Annotated in this window: 13 protein-coding genes; 12 read left to right on the forward strand and 1 reads right to left on the reverse strand. The window is 33.9% G+C overall.

Annotated elements, in window-relative coordinates:
• The first annotated feature begins 10 nt into the window (after positions 1–10).
• Together BCF58_RS04645 and BCF58_RS04650 are read left to right on the forward strand one after the other, a co-directional pair.
• Complete coding sequence (locus BCF58_RS04645; RefSeq protein ID WP_121460612.1) at positions 11–985, forward strand: glycoside hydrolase family 43 protein; 975 nt, start codon at positions 11–13, stop codon at positions 983–985.
• A gap of 27 nt (positions 986–1,012) precedes the next feature.
• On the forward strand, positions 1,013–3,046 hold the full coding sequence (locus BCF58_RS04650; protein WP_121460613.1) for an alpha-glucuronidase: 2,034 nt from the start codon (positions 1,013–1,015) through the stop codon (positions 3,044–3,046).
• A 124-nt stretch (positions 3,047–3,170) separates the two neighbouring features.
• On the opposite strand, the gene BCF58_RS04655 is transcribed toward BCF58_RS04650, so the two are convergent.
• Entirely contained in the window at positions 3,171–3,767 is a 597-nt protein-coding gene (locus tag BCF58_RS04655; RefSeq protein WP_121460614.1) for a hypothetical protein, read from the reverse strand.
• A 155-nt stretch (positions 3,768–3,922) separates the two neighbouring features.
• Here BCF58_RS04655 and BCF58_RS04660 point away from each other — a divergent pair, with 155 nt between their 5' ends.
• From BCF58_RS04660 to BCF58_RS04705, 10 genes are all read left to right on the forward strand, one after another.
• Positions 3,923–4,795 (forward strand): AraC family transcriptional regulator, encoded by an 873-nt coding sequence (locus tag BCF58_RS04660; RefSeq protein WP_121460615.1) that lies wholly within the window; start codon positions 3,923–3,925, stop codon positions 4,793–4,795.
• An 89-nt stretch (positions 4,796–4,884) separates the two neighbouring features.
• A complete protein-coding gene (gene fsa, locus BCF58_RS04665) occupies positions 4,885–5,538 on the forward strand; it encodes a fructose-6-phosphate aldolase (protein WP_121460616.1) in 654 nt (217 codons plus the stop codon).
• A 17-nt stretch (positions 5,539–5,555) separates the two neighbouring features.
• The gene (gene galK, locus BCF58_RS04670; RefSeq protein ID WP_317126233.1) at positions 5,556–6,746 is read left to right on the forward strand and encodes a galactokinase; all 1,191 of its coding nucleotides are present in this window, start codon (positions 5,556–5,558) and stop codon (positions 6,744–6,746) included.
• Positions 6,730–7,779, forward strand: coding sequence for a UDP-glucose--hexose-1-phosphate uridylyltransferase (locus BCF58_RS04675; protein WP_121460617.1), 1,050 nt, complete (start codon positions 6,730–6,732; stop codon positions 7,777–7,779). The genes galK and BCF58_RS04675 overlap by 17 nt, the downstream gene beginning before the upstream one ends.
• Positions 7,780–7,804: 25 nt before the next feature.
• The gene (locus BCF58_RS04680) at positions 7,805–8,605 is read left to right on the forward strand and encodes an HAD family hydrolase (protein WP_121460618.1); all 801 of its coding nucleotides are present in this window, start codon (positions 7,805–7,807) and stop codon (positions 8,603–8,605) included.
• A gap of 712 nt (positions 8,606–9,317) precedes the next feature.
• The gene (locus BCF58_RS04685) at positions 9,318–13,097 is read left to right on the forward strand and encodes an nSTAND3 domain-containing NTPase (protein ID WP_121460619.1); all 3,780 of its coding nucleotides are present in this window, start codon (positions 9,318–9,320) and stop codon (positions 13,095–13,097) included.
• A 199-nt stretch (positions 13,098–13,296) separates the two neighbouring features.
• The gene (locus tag BCF58_RS04690; RefSeq protein WP_147462021.1) at positions 13,297–14,616 is read left to right on the forward strand and encodes a hypothetical protein; all 1,320 of its coding nucleotides are present in this window, start codon (positions 13,297–13,299) and stop codon (positions 14,614–14,616) included.
• Positions 14,586–15,266, forward strand: coding sequence for a hypothetical protein (locus BCF58_RS04695; protein ID WP_121460621.1), 681 nt, complete (start codon positions 14,586–14,588; stop codon positions 15,264–15,266). Before BCF58_RS04690 ends, BCF58_RS04695 begins: the two co-directional genes overlap by 31 nt.
• The gene (locus tag BCF58_RS04700; protein ID WP_147462022.1) at positions 15,256–18,543 is read left to right on the forward strand and encodes a hypothetical protein; all 3,288 of its coding nucleotides are present in this window, start codon (positions 15,256–15,258) and stop codon (positions 18,541–18,543) included. Before BCF58_RS04695 ends, BCF58_RS04700 begins: the two co-directional genes overlap by 11 nt.
• Positions 18,536–19,477 (forward strand): hypothetical protein, encoded by a 942-nt coding sequence (locus tag BCF58_RS04705; protein ID WP_121460623.1) that lies wholly within the window; start codon positions 18,536–18,538, stop codon positions 19,475–19,477. The genes BCF58_RS04700 and BCF58_RS04705 overlap by 8 nt, the downstream gene beginning before the upstream one ends.
• Positions 19,478–19,502 lie beyond the last annotated feature (25 nt).

Here is a 19,502-nt window from a genome sequence, read left to right on the forward strand (position 1 = left end):
TTTTTACTTAATGAAAAAATCAAAATATTTATTCCCGGAAGATTATATGGCAGATCCTTCCGTTCACTTTTTTGAAGATAAAATCTATATCTATCCTTCTCACGACCGCGAAAGCGGAATTGAAGAAAACGATAACGGGGATCACTTTGATATGAATGATTACCATGTTTTCTCAATGGATGATGTAGACAGCGGAGAAATTAAAGATCATGGCGTAGTCCTTTCGGTAAAAGATATTCCATGGGCAGGGAGACAGCTTTGGGATTGTGATGTAGCCTTTAAAGACGGTAAATATTATATGTACTTTCCTCTGAAAGATCAGAATGATATCTTCAGAATCGGGGTTGCTGTAAGTGATAAACCTTACGGTCCTTTTGTCCCTGAAAAACATCCGATGATGGGAAGTTACAGCATCGATCCCTGTATTTTTGAAGATAACGGAAAACATTATATGTACTTCGGAGGGATCTGGGGCGGACAATTGCAGCGCTACAGAGATAATAAAGCGCTTGAATCTGCTGTAATTCCTGAAAATGATGAACCTGCAATCCATTCAAAGGTGGTTCTGCTGAGCGATGATATGCTTGAATTTGCGGAAGCTCCTAAAGACGTTGTCATCATTGATGAAAATGGAAAGCCTCTGCTTCATGGTGACAAACACCGTTTTTTTGAAGCGTCATGGATGCATCAATACAACGGTACATATTATTTTTCTTATTCTACAGGAGACACCCACCTGATTTGCTATGCAACCGGGGATAATCCTTACGGTCCGTTTACTTTTCAGGGTGAAATTCTTACTCCGGTGGTGGGATGGACCACCCATCACAGCATAGTGGAATTCAAAGGGAAATGGTATCTGTTTTTCCATGACTCTGTTCCGAGTGGCGGTAAAACATGGCTGAGAAGTATGAAAGTAATTGAACTTGAATACGATCATGAAGGAAAAATCAAAACGATTGAAGGTCTGGAAGGACAGTCATAATCATCTTTAATAATATAAAATTTTTCAATGCGATATCTGAGACTTTACACCGTATTTTTTCTGATGATTCCTTTACTGATTTTTGCGGAGGATGGAAGTCAGCTGTGGCTTCGGTTTCCGGCAAAAAACGGAATACCGGCAGATAAAATCATTTCCAAAGGCAGTAGTCCAACACTTACTATTGCCAGAAAAGAGCTGATCAGCCACTGGCAGGGACAGACGGTGGAACTTCGTACCGAAAACAAAGACAAAAATCTGAAAGACGGTTACAGGATTATTTCCACGCCTGAAAAAATTGTTATTTCTGCAGGCAAAGAAATAGGTTTATTATATGGGGTCTATCATATTTTACGCTTACAGCAGACAAAAGCAGACCTGTCTCATTTAAACAGTACTGAAAAGCCATCATACGATGTAAGAGTTCTGGATCATTGGGATAACCTGGACGGAAGTATTGAAAGAGGTTATGCCGGAAGATCACTATGGAAATGGGAAGATCTGCCCGGAAAAATTTCTCCGCGTTATGAAGAGTATGCAAGAGCGAATGCCTCTGTAGGGATCAATTCAGTTGTTTTGAACAATGTGAATGCATCTCCCAATATGCTTAGGGAAGATTATCTTAAGAAAGTCAAAGTTCTGGCCGATATTTTCAGGCCTTATGGCATTAAGGTATATCTTTCCGTCAATTTTTCTTCACCTAAAGTGTTGGGCGGATTACAAAATTCAGATCCATTGAATAAAGACGTACAAAAATGGTGGAAAGAAAAAGCTGCTGAAATTTATAAGCTGATTCCTGATTTCGGCGGATTTTTGGTGAAAGCCAATTCCGAAGGGCAGCCGGGTCCTCAGGATTATGGAAGGACCCATGCAGACGGAGCCAATATGATGGCTGATGCCCTAAAGCCTTACCATGGGATCGTGATGTGGAGAGCATTTGTCTACAGTCCGAGTAAAGATGACAGAGCCAAACAGGCTTACTTGGAATTTGTTCCTCTGGACGGTAAATTCAGGGATAACGTAATTATTCAGATCAAAAACGGTCCGGTTGATTTCCAGCCTCGCGAAGCTTTTAATCCTCTTTTTGGAGCATTAAGAAAAACTTCTGAAATGGTAGAATTTCAGATTACACAGGAATATCTGGGCTTTTCAAATCATCTGGTTTTTCTGGCTCCGCTATTCAAGGAAACACTGGATAGTGATACCTACTCTGACGGGCAGGGCTCTACGATTGCTAAAATTACAGACGGTACTTTAAGACCCGCAAAAATTACAGCGATTTCTGCCGTTGCCAATATCGGGGAAGACATCAACTGGACAGGACATCATTTTGCACAGGCTAACTGGTATGCATTCGGAAGGTTAGCATGGAACCATCAGCTGAGTTCAGAACAGATTGCAGATGAATGGATTAAAATGACCTTCACAGATGATCAGAACTTCCTGAATCCGGTAAAGGAGATCATGCTTTCCTCAAGGGAGACCGCCGTGGATTACATGATGCCTTTGGGACTCCATCATATTTTTGCAGGAGGGCATCACTACGGCCCTGAGCCATGGGGAGATTATAAAGGTGGAAGACCGGATTGGTCACCTGTCTATTATCATCAGGCTGATGCTCAGGGAGTAGGCTTTAATAGAACAAAAACGGGAAGTAATGCTGTTTCACAATATTTTCCGCCATTGAATAAAATATATGGGAATATCTCAACCTGTCCGGAAAATCTTATTCTATGGTTTCATCATGTTCCATGGGATTATACAATGAAAGACGGAAAATCGCTGTGGGATGAGCTGTGCTATACCTATGATTCCGGAGTGAAAAGGGTAAGGGATTACCAGAAAACCTGGGATAGAATGGAACCTTATATAGACGAGCAGAGGTTTGCTGATGTTCAGTCAAAGCTCAGAATCCAGTCCAGAGATGCGGTATGGTGGAAAGATGCCTGCCTGCTGTATTTCCAGACTTTTTCCAAAAAGCCCATTCCTTATGATATTGAACGTCCTGTTCACGAATTGGAAGAACTGAGGAAAATCAAACTGAATATGGGGCATCACAATTAAAAAAAAGAGGCAGCTTTTTTCCGGGTCGGAAATGAGAGCTACCTCAAATAATAATAGTTATATGTGAAAATTTAATCCAAAATAATTTTGGAATGATCTGAAATCTGTCCGGAAATACTCCAGTTTAACGGAGAGAAATCATTTTATTAAAAATATTTCCGTTTTCTTCAACCCGGATGATATATTGGTTTGCTGTTTGTGGGTTAAGATTAAAAGTGATATCCACTTTGCCATCAGCATATTCTCTTTCGGACGTATAATAAGTTGTATTGGAAAGATCATATACTGAAATGCTTACAGGCCCTTTCACATCAGACATGTGCAGCTTTGCCATATGGCCCGAAATGGTGTATTCAGGTTTATTTATAGTGCTTACAGGCGTTTTTTCCACTTCCATTACATTCCCGGCACTGATTTGTATTTTGTATTTTTCTATCTTCACTTCCGATTCTGCTACCAGGTAATAAGTTCCTGGTTCAAAACTCTGAAGATCATAAGTTTTCGTCACATGGTCCCCATCCGCAAGATTTTCGGAGAATAACTCGTCATGTGCACTGTTATAGACAAACACAGATACACTTTTGGCATTTGAAAGCTCAAAATTCAACGTTTTGGCTTGTACGTTTCCAAAGGAAAGGGAAAAATCTCTGTCCTTACTCATTACATTTGCTGAAAACAATAAGAATCCGGCAAAAAATACGGCTTTTAATAATGTGCTCATGGATTAAGGCTTTTAGGATTACTATTGCAAAGCTAGGACAGCAATAGTTCTTGGGCTATAATGAAATTTTCATATTTATGTGCTATATTAACTTTGTTTAATTTTATTAATGTATTATTTGTTAATTTTGCATATAAATTATTTGTTTTTGGCCTATGAAACATGTAAGCCCTTCTTTTGAAGCGATAAGACCGAGTATAGGAAGCAGTTTTACCAGCCTGAAATTTCTGACCAATGAAAATATAAAATCTCACGTATGGCATTATCATCCCGAGATTGAACTTATTTTTGTCTATAAAGGTTCCGGGAAAAGACAGATTGGGAGCAGTATTTCTTACTTTTCAGACGGAGACCTTGTTTTGATAGGAAGTAATCTTCCACACTGCGGGCTTACCAATGAAAATACACATAATGATTATGAAATGGTGATCCAGTTTAAACCAGATTTTTTAGGAGAACCGATTTGGGATATACCGGAGATGCAAAGAATTTCTGCTTTGCTTGAAAAGTCTAAAGCAGGAATCGTATTTGGGGAAGAGATAAAGAAAATAATTGGGAAAGAGATTGTTGAGATGCATGAAGCTTCCTCTTTGGACAAGCTGTGCAGATTTCTGAAAATATTGGATGAGCTGTCTGTTACCCAGGATTACAGAATCTTGAATGCAGGAAAATACTACCTTCAGACACAGATTGAAGACAATGAAAGAATCAATCTTATATTTAATTATGTGAAAGATCATTTTAAAGAAGCCATAACCCTGGAAGAAGTAGCTGATCTTGCCCATATGAAAGTACCTTCTTTCTGCCGCTATTTTAAGAAAATTACCAATAAAACCTTCACCCGGTTTGTAAACGAATACAGGATTACCCATGCGCTCAAGCTTCTGGCAGAACAGCCTTTAAGTATTACGGAAGTCTGTTTTGAGTCCGGCTTTAATAATTTCAGTTATTTTAATAAAACTTTTAAGGACTATATTCAAAAAAGCCCTTCTCAATACAGGAAAGAATTTAATTATTTCATGGAATAATTTTTTGCGGATCTGTAAAAAATTACCCCTGTATTATGATTTATTAAAATATAAGTGTAAATTTAACACTTATAAATAATAAATAATCTATGAAATTTTTTATTGATACCGCTAATCTGGCAATGATAGAGGAAGCCAGTAGCCTTGGAGTTCTGGACGGTGTAACCACCAATCCTTCATTGATGGCAAAAGAAGGTGTTTCAGGAAAACAAAATATCCATAATCACTACCTTGAAATTTGTAAAATTGCAGATGGGGATATCAGCGCTGAAGTACTCGGAATTACTTTTGAAGAAATGGTTAAAGAAGGGGAAGAGCTCGCTGCATTACATCCAAGAATTGTCGTAAAAGTTCCTATGACTAAAGACGGAATCAAAGCCATCCGGTATTTTTCTGAAAAAGGAATAAAGACCAATTGTACGCTTGTTTTCTCAGCCGGGCAGGCCCTTTGGGCGGCCAAAGCAGGAGCAACTTATGTTTCTCCGTTTCTGGGAAGGCTGGATGATGTTTCTACAGATGGTCTTCATCTGATATCGGAAATCAGGACGATTTATGATAATTATGCTTTTCAGACACAGATATTGGCAGCTTCTGTCCGCCACAGTATGCATATTGTCAACTGTGCGAAGATAGGTGCTGATGTCGTGACCTGTCCGCTGGCTCCTATACTTTCTCTTCTTAAACATCCGCTTACAGATTCAGGATTAGACCAGTTTATCAAGGATTCACAGAAAATGAAATAAGATCAGGAAGATAAAAGATGGATATTGATGAACAGTTAATCAAACCAACTATAGAAAAGTTTAACGCTGAATTCAAGGCAGAACCGGAACACTTATTTCTTTCTCCCGGTAGAATTAATATTATCGGTGAACATGTAGATTACAGTGATGGCTTTGTATTGCCCGCAGCTATAGATAAATACATCTGTTTTGCTGTCCGTAAACTCCCTCAGACAAACTTTTGTACCATCGTGGCCAAAGATCTTGGAGAAGAATATACATTTGATGTCACAATGGAGATAAAACCGGTTAAGCAGATGTGGATGAACTATATTCTGGGCGTTTTCAGCCAGCTGCAGAAGCCGGGAAACCAGTTTTGCGGAATGGAAATTGTTTTCAGCAGTACCATCCCGATGGGGTCCGGGCTTTCTTCTTCGGCAGCCCTTGAATGTGGTTTTGCGTATATCCTCAATGAGCTTTTTGATCTTCAGTTGTCAAAAAAAGAGATTGCAGTGATCGGACAAAAATCAGAACATTCTTTTGCTGGAGTTCAATGCGGAATTATGGATCAATTTGCCTCTGTTTTTGGAAAGAAGGATAAAGTGATTATGCTCGACTGTCATTCCCTGGAGCATCAATATTTTGATGCAGACCTTAAAGGATACAGTTTGCTGCTTTTTGATAGCTGTGTAAAGCATAGTCATCTGACATCCGGTTATAATGAAAGGCGTAAAGATGTTGAACATGGTAAAAAAGTTTTATGGAAAAACTTCCCGGAAATCGAAAAATTCAGGGATTTTACACTGGCGATGCTTGATCATGTAAAAGAAGAAATGGGAAGTATTTCATACAAAAGATGCCTCTATCTTCTGAAAGAAATCCAAAGAGTGGAAATGGCGGCAAAAGCTATTTCAGCAGGAAATATTGAATATCTGGGAACACTTCTCACAGAAACCCATGCCGGGCTCTCAACAGAATTTGAGGTCAGCTGTAATGAACTTGACTTTTTAGTGGAAAATACGTTACGGCAGGAAGGAGTATTGGGAGCAAGAATCATGGGAGGCGGTTTCGGAGGCTGCAGTATCAACCTTATTCAGGAAAATAAAGCTGAAGGAGTTATTAAAGCCATCAGTGAAAAATATCTGGAACAATTTAATATTCAGATGAAAGTTTATCAAGTTAAAATCTCAGACGGGATAAAAGAATACACCAATGAATACATCATTTGATCCTAAAAAACATCCCCACAGAAGGTACAATCCTCTATTGGATGAATGGATACTGGTTTCTCCACAACGGGCAAACAGACCATGGCAGGGACAGAAAGAAAATACTACAGAAGAAAATCGTCCTGTATACGATCCGGATTGCTATTTGTGTTCCGAAAATATGCGGGCTAACGGAAGCCAGAATCCTGCATACAAAGGAACTTATGTCTTTAATAATGATTTTGGAGCATTGCTTAATGAAGAAATTGATTTTTCTGAAGAACATTCAGGTTTTTTTACCCTTCTTCCGGAACGTGGAATCAACAGGGTGGTTTGTTTTTCTGAAAATCACAGTCTTACCTTACCGGAAATGTCTGTGGAACAGATAAAAAGTGTTGTGGATGTATGGCAGGAGCAGTTCAATGAACTGGCCGCTCTGGACCATATCAATTACATTCAAATTTTTGAAAATAAAGGAAGCATGATGGGATGCAGTAATCCCCATCCGCACGGACAGATATGGGCACAGACGTCAATCCCGGCGAAGGTTAAGAAAACCCAGGATCAGTTGAAATCCTATTTTGAAAATAATAAAAGAACATTACTGGAAGACTATCTTCAGCAGGAAATAACGGCTGGAGAACGAATGGTCACAGAAAATGAGCATTTTGCAGCATTGGTGCCGTTTTGGGCATCATGGCCATATGAAACAATGATTATCAGTAAACAGAAAAGAGAAAATATTGTGGCATTTTCTGAAGAAGAAAAAGAATCTTTTGCTTTGATTATCAAGAACCTGACTACTATTTATGACAATCTTTTTGAAATTTCATTTCCTTATTCTGCGGGAATCCACCAGTCACCAACAGATGAGAAGGAACATCCGGAATGGCATTTTCATATGCATTTTTATCCCCCGCTGCTCAGAAGCCCGGAAATTAAAAAATTCATGGTAGGATATGAAATGCTGGCAGAGCCTCAGCGCGACATTACTCCGGAACAAAGCGCAGCAATATTAAGAGACCTTCCCACCATTCATTATAAGAAAAAATAATAAATCAATATCTTTGAAAAAGAATATGGAACAGATTAAATTAATTGTAACGGACATGGATGGGACGTTTCTCAATTCCAGCCATGAAATGAGCCCTGAATTTTCGGATATTTACAAAGAACTGAAAAAAAGAAACATTCTGTTTGTACCCGCAAGCGGAAGACAGATGCCGGGTATCACTCATTATTTTGGAGAAATAGAAAGTGAGATCGGTTTTATCGCTGAAAATGGAGGTTATGTTATCTATAAAGATCAGGAGCTTTTTGCCGATACACTGGAATATCAATATATTGTTGAGATCATCAAAGCTGTTCGTGAAATACCAGGAGCCAAAGCAGTATTATCCGCTAAAAAAATGGCTTATTATGAAACCGGAGATCAGCAGTTTGTAGATTTTTTTTCAAAGTTTTATACTGAAAATATGAAAAAGGATGATCTTACGGAAAAAATTGATGATACAGCCTTTAAAATAGCAGTCTACCATCCGGATGGTTCTGAAAAACATCTGTATCCGGCTCTTAAAAGATTTGAAGAGTTCGGTCTGGAAGTGGTGGTATCAGGGGAGTATTGGCTGGACATTATGAATAAGGATATCAATAAGGGAAATGCACTGAAAATCCTTCAGAAATCTTTAGGTATCTCACCTGAAAATACGATGGCTTTCGGAGATTATATGAACGATATAGAAATGCTGAAAAATGCCAAATATTCTTATGCCATGAAAAATGCCCATCCGAACGTGAAAGAGGTGGCCAGTTTTGAGACCTGTACCAATGACAGCTTTGGCGTTTTAAAAACGATTAAGGATTACCTGCATGTAAATTAATTCATCAGCTGCCATAGTAGCCTTCCTATATTATAATCTGTTGATAACCAAACAGAAAATAATCAGATTATTTTTTCCAGATAGAGTGAAAGTTTAGAAAATATTTGAAAAAATGATATCTGGAGAGTTAAAAATTGTATTTAAAATTGCAGTTCCAAGTTCCCAAATCAAAGAAATATATGATCAACAAAATAATCAATGGATAATTGAATTTTTTAAAGAACTATATTTTTTAGATTTAGAATAGAATAAGAAAAATTGCAAAAATACCTATAAACCTAGTGTTATAAAAAAATGACGCCATTAGGCAATGTTTGGCCTATGGCGTCATCGTGAACCTCTTGGTACAAAACTCGAACCTTTTGTTAGGGGATTTGAGAAGATTTTCTTCGATTAGGATAGTATCCAACTACATTTAAAGACATGCATACCAATAGAACATGAGACAGGAATTGTCTTATGATAAGAAATATAAGAGACTTTTTCGGATAATCAATTTAAATTTTTAGATTGGAGTTGGTTTATTATCAACTCCAATGTAGTAAAGGAATGTGTTTCCAGAATAATTTTTTGTATTGCCTTTTTTTTAATTTTGAATCCTGTTGATCTATCTTACTGGTAATCTTTAGAATAGGTATCCTTCTTTTTCTGCTTTACCATAATTTTCTAAATCTTGTTTTTAATATATTTGCTAGTATAGACTTATTAGCTGATGAATACTATAACTCAAATAGAGAATGCATTAAAGGCGATCAACCAAGCAAGTTTTCAAACCTTAGTAAATCATTTATTATACTTACAAGGGAATAAATTTATTGGTGCTCCTGGTGCTGTTATTGGAAAAGAGAAAACAAGTAAAGGGACGCCTGATTCCTTTTTTGTAAATGAAGATAAATATATTTTTGTTGAGTGCACTACTAAGGAAAGATTAGGAGAATCAAAATCCTTTTTTGATAAACTTTCAAAAGATGTGGATCATTGTTTTAAGGAAGATGTAACGACAATAGAAAAGGAGAAAATAGAAAAAGTCATATTAGCTTGTAATGAAAAAATAAGTGCAGAAGAACATAAGCTATTAAATACTAAAGTAAAATCATATAATCCTGATACGAAGTTCGAGGTTTTAAATATTCAGAATTTGCCATTGCTCATATTTGATATTCCAAAATTAGCTGAGGAATATCTTAGCATTCAAATTGTAAAAGGAGATATTTATACACTTGAGGAGTTCCTTTTAAAAACAGAAAAAGGCTTACAGCCGTCACTTACTAATGAGTTCATTGGCAGAGAAGAAGAACTTAAAAATAGTATTGAAGCTTTAAAGAAATATGACATCTTGTTGTTGTCAGGTGGTGCAGGTGTGGGCAAATCTAAATTAGCAGTCAAAATCTTAGAGGAACTTTCAAGAGATAATTATATTCCAATCGTTATCCAAAGTTCAGGAGTGTCATTATGGGATGATTATCAACATCTTTTTTTGCCTGGAAAACAACATATAATATTGTTTGACGATGCCAATAAATCAATCAATAATCTAAATTATTTGCTGAGCAAAATAGAGGCGTCACAATCTTATTCAGTAAAAGTTATAGTAACATCCAGAGATTATGTAAAAAAGCAAGTTTCGGTTACGCTTGATAGTTATTTGTATAAAGAATTTAATATACCTGAATTTAAGGATGAAGAAATAGGGGAAATAATTCTAGCAGCTCTACCAAATCTGAAGTATCATAGCGATATAAAAAGAAAAATAGTGGATTTAGCCAAAGGTAATGCAAGAGTTGCACTAATGGCTACTTATTCCGTTACCCCTGATTCGGAAACCAATTATTTAAATAGCCCTGTATTACTGTATGAAAAATACTTTAAAAAAATCTCTGAGGAAATAGGCATTTTCAATAATCCAATCATTCTTAAATCTCTCGCTATTGTTTCATTCTTTGGTGTTTTGGACAAAAACAATGAAGAATTAAAAACAATTCTATCAAACAAATTTGATATTGACTGGAATGAACTATGGACTGCTATAATGGAACTTCATAACAGTGAAATATTAGATGTTTATTCCAACGAGATAGTTAAAGTATCAGATCAAGTATTAGCAACCTACGCATTCTATAAATGTTTTATTGATGATAAATCTTCCGTTATCAATTATGCAGAATGGATCGCTACTTTTATAGAGAAATTTTCAAATAGAATCCGAGCTACGCTTATAGATGTGAATAACACATTTGTTTATTATCATGTAAGAGATTTAGTATTACCGCATTTGAATGAAGTAATAAAGCAAATAAAAACCGATGAAGAATTGTATGCTTTTTACAATCTATTTTGGTTTTACAAAGGCCGGGACTGTCTATTGTATTTGAAAAAATGGATAGAAAACCTCCCACAGGAAGAATATCCTGAAATACTTAAATTTAGTTATGTCCATAATGACCATACCTACGCAACAAAACATTTTGAGCTATTAAAAGATTTTTGGAACCATCCTAACGAGTTGTTCAAACCTTCGCTCGAGCTGACTTTAGCATTATTAAATAAACAACCAAGCCGATTATCCGAAATTTTAAAATTCATTCACGATGACTTTAAATATAAATTAGAGGACCGAGAACAAGGATACTTACGGCAAAATATGCTGTTGGATATATTTTTAGATGATGAACTAAATAATGCTCAAAAAACATTTGCAAATGGTATTTTTCTAAACTTATCAGAGGTACTCTTAGGTTGGCATTATGATGAATTTCGTTCAGCAAAAGGACACGCATTTACAATTTATAATTTTGATTTATATAAATCAGATGAATTAATGAAATTAAGGGATCGCATTCTTAATCAATTTTATCATTTATTTGAAATCGAAAATGAACTGGTGCAAAAAACACTACATCAAATCATTTATCCGGGTGGAGACATTGACAAAAGTATTTATGTAGATGAATTGCCAATTTATCAAAAGCTCATTTCTGAAAAATTGGATAATAAACAATATGCACATTGTAAGTTTGTAAGTGTTCTTGCCAAATATTTAACAGAAATGGGAGCTGCATACCCTGAAAGCTGGAATGAATTTATTGAATCTGATATAAGAAAACTTTCCAAGTTTTTAAAACCCGATTGGGAATATAGAGAGGGAAAATCTATCCAGGAATCCGAAAAAGAAAAAAGACAAGAGTTTGATGCTTTTGTAAAAGCAACAGATTGGCAAAGTTTAGAGAAATTTCTATTAAATATTGATGCTTTGTATAAGCAGCAGAAAGATAATAACGGATGGCACATAGAATCAGCAGTTACTGATATTTATATTTCCATAGCAAGAAAGAGTAAATCTGAATTTGAAAATGCTCTAAAGTTGTTTTTTAGTGGCAGAGTACTTTTTCCATTGCGAACCACCATTATAAATATTGCTTTGGTCGAACTTATTATGACCGGAAAAGAACTCTTGGACATAATGAATGATTATGAATTTCAGGGAAAACCTTATTGGGAATCTGTATTAATAGCAATGTTACCTGAAGAACAGGTTAATGAAGTTTTTTTTAAGCTTTTCATAAATACTTTTCTAAAGCCTGACGAACATATCTATATTCATCGAATGCTTGATTATCTAAAATATGAAGCAATATTTGAAGAATATAAAAAAGAAAATTCCGAATTAGAAAATCACAATATCATCACCCATCTGACAAGCATTATACTCACTAAAACACGTAAGACAAGGCGTGATTTTGGATTTGATTTTTGTGCTGATTGTTCGTCGTATTTTACTAAACGTCCTCAACTTTTAAAAGATGCTTACTGGGCACAATATGAAATAGATTCTCACTTTGACTATGAGGGAAGAGAATTAAAAGCCCTCTTAGATTTGGATAAAAATTTTATCAATGACAGTTTAAAAAATGGAAAAATTGGATTGGGGTATTCATCCAATTTGAGGTTGGAAAAAATTAACACAAGTACGTTGTGGGAATATGAGGAATATGAAGAATTGATTGAAGATTTGTTATTGACAGCTTTAGCAAATGAACAATATACCTTCATTATTGAAAAAGATATTTATTCTTTATTCAGTTTCAGGAGTGTCAATGAGGATAGAACAGAAAAAGCAAAATCACTTATTATTAAACTTACTCAAAAGCATAGCAAAAATGAAAAGATTGTGTTAATGCTTATTGAAGTTGTGTATCATAATTTTAATGGTTGGTTTGTCGAATATTTTAGAGAATTTCTTCTTGTCAATAAGGACGTTACTCTAACAAGGAAAATTAATTTTGGACGAAGTGAAAGTTGGTCGGGTAGTCGAGTTCCTTTAATTCAGAAAAAAATTGAATTTTATCAGGATATTCTAAAAATGATAAATACACTACCAGGCATTTTAGATTATTCAGAGCATATAGATTATTTCGAACAAAAAATAGTTTGGAAGAAAAAAGAAATTGAGGATGAGCAAAGAAAGGATTTTATGGAAGAGTTTTATTATTAAATACAAATAGTATACAATAAAATTAGCAGAGAAGCATGTTTTTTCAAGAAAAAATCTTTATTTTTTAGAATTAGTATTGAAAATTAAGATACATGTGGTTTTTACTAAATTTATAAGGTCTTAACAGCTGTATTTAATGTCGATTATGGATAACCGTAATTAGGATGTTTATATACTTGTTTATATTTAAAGTATGTTAATGGAAAGCTTTAACTTATACAGAGAGGCGAAAAGCCAATATGAGAAACTAATCCCTGAGAAAAATGACGGATTGATTCTTCTTTCTCTCTATGCAAAGTATAAGGATCAAGATTTTACTGAAGAAAATATTATTGCAAGTATTAATAAGGTATTCAAAGACCAGGGAAATGAAAGTTCAAGAACTGATAATAGAAACAATACAATAATTTTAAGACTACAAGAATCATTTTTATGGCGTAATGAAACGAAGAGAACCTATCAGTTCAAAAAGTATGGATTAGAACTTTGTCAAAATATTGAAAAGAGATTAATTGAAAAATATAATCCTGCCAAAATAAAACGGTTTTTTGATGAATTACATAAAAGCCTCACAGAAAATATTGAAGGAGAAAAAGACTTTAATGAGTGGATAGAAGATCATTTCAATCTAAGGATGCCTGAGCTTGTTTCTCAAATTGAAATACTTGATCAACAAGTAAATGAATCAGTAAATGAATTCAAAGTAACTGTTAAATCTGAAAATCAACATATTACTGAAGTTCTGAGAGAAATTGAAATTCACTTAGAAGTAATTAAAGAACAGGCATTTGAATTAAAAAATGCATTTCAGGTTTCATACGAGATTGATGAAATTTTAACTGGGATTCTCCAAAAGCCGAATAACTATGATTATATTGATAATATTCAAAAGGTTCAGAAATTTCATGACAATTCCAGAAATCAGTTAGAACAGGTAAGTAAAAGAATTGACAAGATAAAACCTCGGATACGAGAATTTATTTATGATTTCAATAAACAGGATTTTGATCGGAAAACCAATAAATTCATTGATTACTTGTTAGAAAATTCTTTTGTAAAAAAAGAAGGCAGCGTAAAAAGAATTCAATTTCCGAATAACCTCTTCGGTCTGAAAGTGAAATTAACAGAACATCTTCCGATATTGAATATTGTTCCAATCAGAGAGATAAGCTATAAGTTGCCTATGGAGATTTCGAAAAGGAAAGTTGACTTCTCCAAAAGAAAAGTTTTATTAGACAAAACGAATAAATGGAAACAGGATAAGGAAAGAATATTGTATTGGACGAATATTGCCTTTAAGGAATTAGAAGAAAATGGCACATTGGCTTTTACACCCTTGTTTTTTAAAATTATAGATATCGATGAATTACCTATAGCAGTTAAAACCGCCCACAATATTTTGAGGAGAAGCACCAAGTTCAAGCAAAAATATAGAATTGATATTAACCGAAATGTTGTTAATCATACAGCAATCAAAAGTATTTCATTATGGCAGATGAGTATTCAGAAAATACAGTAAAATACCGTTTTCTATACGAAAAGAAAGCAATGAATGTTTTTGCTAAACTGGACTATACGCTTAGAAGTGGTATTCATATTCAGAGGGAATACCCTTTTGATGTGAATTTATATCGCTTTTTGAATGAAAATGAAAATTTTGAATCCTTAAAAGAATATTATAAAGATTTTTTCAATCTCAACCTTAGAAAAGAAGGCAATGAATTTAGTCAATATTATTACCTGGAACTCAATGAAGATGGAAAAAGTAATGTGTCTTCTGATTACAGAGATTATTTAAAAAGTGAGTTTATAATCATCGGGATGCTCTTTCTGAAAATGTATAAACTGGATGGTAATATTGAGCTAGACGGCATTTCAGACTTTATAAGCCTTCTTTATGAAGAATATGAAGAAGAGAAGAACGCTTTGAGAAAATTAATAAACGACAATTCTTCGGACAAAGGAACAGATACTACCGATCAAAGATTTGAAGATATTGTAAGAAAATCCTTTGTCAAGTTCGGTGAATTAGGATGGTTAATGTGGGATGATGAAAGTGAAAAAAATAAATTCAAAATTTTACCATCTTTTGAAAGGTTAAGAGTAGCGTATCAACCACAGATAGAAACAATAGATGACCTGATTAAAGAAGTGAAAAATGCAGAATAATTTTCCCCGTATATATAGTTTATCAACGATAGGCATTAAACAACACTTTAATGCAGATTATTTATTTCACCATTACAGAACAGATTTTAGTGGCGAAAGTGGTAGTGGGAAAAGTATGATTGCAGATATGATTCAGTTGATTTTAGTCGGATCAGGTGAATTTCAATCTGCTACAGATGGTAATAAAGATAGAGATGTTAAAGGAATGCTTTTGGGAACCAAAGGAAAAACATCTTCCAGGGGTTATATTTTTTTTAACATTGAAGTAAAGCGGAAACAATATATTGTGATAGGTGCTTACATTGAAAGCACCAGCAATGCTGCTGAGATGTTCATTGTCCAAAATGGATATGATTGGGAAGTGTTAACACCACTTAATAGTCCGATTTTTACCAAAGATTTGATTGTAAATGATAAAGTTGAGACGCTAAATAGTCTTTGTGAGAAGATTGAGTTTGTAAGGGTAAAGTCATTTAGAAGGAAAAACTATCATCAAATCCTTTACGATAATGAGTTACTCTCTTTAGACTTGACTAAAGAAGAAACATTAAAAGCCTATGCAAGTATTTTAAGATCATTCTCACGGGGAAAAGGCTTTAAAAAAGAATCTGAAAACCTTAAAAAGTTTCTCTTTGGGGACGATGATAAAAATGTTATTAAAGCAAAATATGATGAAGAGGTAAAAAATATAACGAATGACTTCCACGAACATAAAAGATATTTGGATGAAATCAGGTTAATCAACGAAAAGCAAACTTTACTAAAAAATGTACTAGAAAAAAGTAAGGTTTATAAATCGACTTATTCTGAATATCTAATTAAACGATACAACTACTGGAATATACTGAAGAAAAAATCCCTTAAAGAACAACAAAACATTACCAATGAGAAAGATAAACAGAGTAATGAATTAAAATTCATCGAAAATCAATTAATCACGTTACAAATCAAAGAGTTAAAAGAACTTTTAGAATTAAAAGAAGCAGTGATTAAACTTGAAAGCCAGAAAGAATCTAAAGCTGATATTGAAGACAAATTTTTAAAGATAAGTCAGTCCAAAAACTCCATAGAAAAGATTGAAAATTGGGTGAAATTAAATGATAATCAATTAGAAAAAGTCAAAGAATGGTTTTCTCTTCAAAGAAAAGAAAACGAAAATAAAATAGCCTTACAAAGCTTTACTAATCACCTTAGAAAAAATAATGCACTAAGTGATTTTGAGGCATCCGATTGGTTGATTGATTTTGAGAAAAAAAACATAGAAATTCCCACGAGAATTGAGCAACTTGAAAAAGAAATAACAGAACTTCAGTCATTGTCTAAATTTACAGATATTAATAATCCAGAGTCCCTTTTAAATTGGGCTATGGAAAACTTAAAATTCCCAATCTCTCATCAAATTGAGAGTACATTAATTTATTTCCAAAAATATGGCAAAGTAAAGCCATCTGAAAAAAAGGCAGAGAGATACGTACCTTTTCCAGAGGACTTATTTGAAAACATAGAGGCTAAAATTAAAGAAGAAACAAAGCGTGGATTCTGGTTAAATCTTGATGGTGTTTATGAATATATTGAACATTCTCCCAACCAAGTTTTGAATGTTAGCGATCCAAAGCTACTCAGTGAACCTATTCAAAAATTAAAAGAAGGTGTTGTAAATCGTTTGTCAGTTCTTAATACTAAAAAACAAAAGGAGCAAAAACTTAAAGAGATTTTATTTGCCTATAGTAACATAAAAGAACATATCGATTTATACAAACGAAAGGATGAGCTTGCAAAATTCAATATTGAAGAAAGTTTAAAAGAGCTTTCCGAAGAAACTTTTTCCCAAAGCATTGAATTGTACAATAACAAAGAAAGTATTGATGCAGAGTTTACTTCAATTCAGAAAGAATATCAAGATTTTATAAATCAAAAAGGTATAATTGAAGGACATAATAAAAGAATCAAGGAATTAGAGATCAAATTTTTTAAAGAAGATTCAGTAATTGACATAAGTCTTGTTGAATATGAAATCGAGCAATTCAAAAGTAATCTATCTGAATTGAAAGACAGCTTTAACGGAGAAGTAGAAATGTTACAGGAGAAGTATGCCAAAGAGATTAATAATGAATCAAAATTATTAAACAAAAGATTTGAACTTAAACAAGCGATAGATAATCTTGAAAAAAATAAAAAGGAAAAAGAAGATAACCATACTAAAGCAAATCAAGAACTGGATGAAACAATCAGGCTAAATGAAGATTTATTTAAATTAGAAATTAAGTTTGCAGAAGATATAGAAGAGCTAACCAATCCTGAAAGTGGTGGTTTAAATTCCCTGAAGTCTAAAGCGGAACGGTCAAAAGCAGCTTACGATGAATATTTAAAAATCGTTACCGAAAATACACCTTATGATGAATCAATTTCTGTTGGTAAACTTGCTCATTATTTATTGCCTACAGTTTTTCCTACTTCCACAATTGATGAAGACTTAATTACCTATAATATCGTAGAAAGACTGAATAAACTGACACAGGACATTCAGGAAATTGGTTCAAGAAAAGTGGAGATATTGGGAAGCATTTTCAATGAGGTATACAGAGTTTACAATAATTACCTTACTAAAATTAGTGAAATCGACTCCTATCTCAAAAAGAAAAATAAAGTTATTACTGGAGGTAATCGAGCCTCTTTGTTGTCTAAACCGTCAATTCATTTCCCTACAAGTTGGCTTTTCAATTTTAGAAAGCAATTAAATAATCAAATGAATTATGTAGGATTATTTAGTGATCTCCGGGAAGAAATAGACATCAACGTAATGATGATAAAAGCTTTTCAACAATTTGGTGGCAGTGCTAAAGTTGATCCTGAGGATTTAATGAACCCCAAATCTTATTTCGATCTAGAGTTTGATTTAAAACTTGACAACGATGAGAGTAATTCCGGAAGTAATGGACAAACTTATACCGCTAATGCTTTATTATGTTTAGCAAGATTATCTTTGATTGAGGAAAAGGGAAAAGGAGGTTTAAAAATAATGCCGATAGATGAAGCGGAAGGTTTAGGTAGTAATTACGATATGTTGCACGAATTAGCAAAAACGGAAAAGTATCAAATCATTACAATGGCTATAGAAACAGCAGGAGAAATTACGAATGATGGACAATACATCTACATTATGAATGAAAATAACTTAGCTGATATGGATACGTATGTTCCACCTTTGGGGATTTTTTCAGATATTATTGTGGAAGATATAGCCGACTATATAAACACAATGCCTGACAATGAATAAAAATATCACTTGGAAAGAGCTAAAAGCACTTGATGATTTGTTCCATTTAAAAAAAACAAAAGCAAACATTCAAGAGCATCCTTATATCAATTATTTATTGGAGGACAAATGTATTCTAGATAGAAAGCCTGGAAATAATAAAATCATCATTTCTACAAATGACTTTGAAAAATTCTACGAAAAGACGTTTAAAATACCGTATGATGAGGCTAAGAACTTTCTGATCGAAAATGGGATTGAACCTAGTGCTAAAAAGAGTTTTACACTTGAGGATATAAAAGCTTTAATGCTTATTGCTGAGAATAAAACAGAGTTAATAAATAATCCAACCAATATAGAAGATTTTTCTAATGAATTCTTTGATACTTCGAAATACTTGAAGAACAAGACAAGTTTGAGAAATGCTGTATTCAAAATTTTAAATATCACGGAGTTTCCTTTGGATAAGAAAGAGAATCAATGGAGGATAGTGGTTGATCATCCTAATCCTAAGGCAATTGTATTGTGTGAAAACAAATCATTTTTAAAACAACCTTGGATAGCTAAGAATGCTGAAGTTAAGTTGTGGCACGTTGGAGGAAACAATATCAAAATAATTGACGATATTGATGAAATAGAACTCTCTAAGCCAATTTATTACTCTTGTGATTGGGATTTGGCAGGTTTACAAATTTATTCGAGAATAAAAAAAAAGCTAAAAGATAGAAAGAAAGATATTTTTCTTCTGTATCCTAATGAACCGCATAAAAAAATAAGCACATATATAGATTATCACTATAGCCATTGGGATCTATTAAAAGAATTATCCGGTTTATCTATAGAAAATTTTTCAAAAAGAGAATTAATACTAATCAACGACCTAATCCAAAGTGAAAAGTGGATAGAAGAAGAGTCTTTTGATTTGGAAGGAATGATTCAATTACAAGTTTCCTAATAATTGAGGCTGTAACATGAACTGT

Origin of the sequence: Chryseobacterium defluvii (assembly GCF_003634775.1) — a bacterium.
GTDB classification, from domain to species: domain Bacteria; phylum Bacteroidota; class Bacteroidia; order Flavobacteriales; family Weeksellaceae; genus Chryseobacterium; species Chryseobacterium defluvii.

What these genes read in the sequence shown, in the direction of transcription:
- BCF58_RS04645 (WP_121460612.1), top strand. Translation starts at nt 11, where the DNA reads ATGAAAAAATCAAAATATTTATTCCCGGAAGATTATATGGCAGATCCT.
- BCF58_RS04650 (WP_121460613.1), top strand. Translation starts at nt 1,013, where the DNA reads ATGCGATATCTGAGACTTTACACCGTATTTTTTCTGATGATTCCTTTA.
- BCF58_RS04655 (WP_121460614.1), bottom strand. Translation starts at nt 3,767, where the DNA reads ATGAGCACATTATTAAAAGCCGTATTTTTTGCCGGATTCTTATTGTTT.
- BCF58_RS04660 (WP_121460615.1), top strand. Translation starts at nt 3,923, where the DNA reads ATGAAACATGTAAGCCCTTCTTTTGAAGCGATAAGACCGAGTATAGGA.
- fsa (WP_121460616.1), top strand. Translation starts at nt 4,885, where the DNA reads ATGAAATTTTTTATTGATACCGCTAATCTGGCAATGATAGAGGAAGCC.
- galK (WP_317126233.1), top strand. Translation starts at nt 5,556, where the DNA reads ATGGATATTGATGAACAGTTAATCAAACCAACTATAGAAAAGTTTAAC.
- BCF58_RS04675 (WP_121460617.1), top strand. Translation starts at nt 6,730, where the DNA reads ATGAATACATCATTTGATCCTAAAAAACATCCCCACAGAAGGTACAAT.
- BCF58_RS04680 (WP_121460618.1), top strand. Translation starts at nt 7,805, where the DNA reads ATGGAACAGATTAAATTAATTGTAACGGACATGGATGGGACGTTTCTC.
- BCF58_RS04685 (WP_121460619.1), top strand. Translation starts at nt 9,318, where the DNA reads ATGAATACTATAACTCAAATAGAGAATGCATTAAAGGCGATCAACCAA.
- BCF58_RS04690 (WP_147462021.1), top strand. Translation starts at nt 13,297, where the DNA reads ATGGAAAGCTTTAACTTATACAGAGAGGCGAAAAGCCAATATGAGAAA.
- BCF58_RS04695 (WP_121460621.1), top strand. Translation starts at nt 14,586, where the DNA reads ATGGCAGATGAGTATTCAGAAAATACAGTAAAATACCGTTTTCTATAC.
- BCF58_RS04700 (WP_147462022.1), top strand. Translation starts at nt 15,256, where the DNA reads ATGCAGAATAATTTTCCCCGTATATATAGTTTATCAACGATAGGCATT.
- BCF58_RS04705 (WP_121460623.1), top strand. Translation starts at nt 18,536, where the DNA reads ATGAATAAAAATATCACTTGGAAAGAGCTAAAAGCACTTGATGATTTG.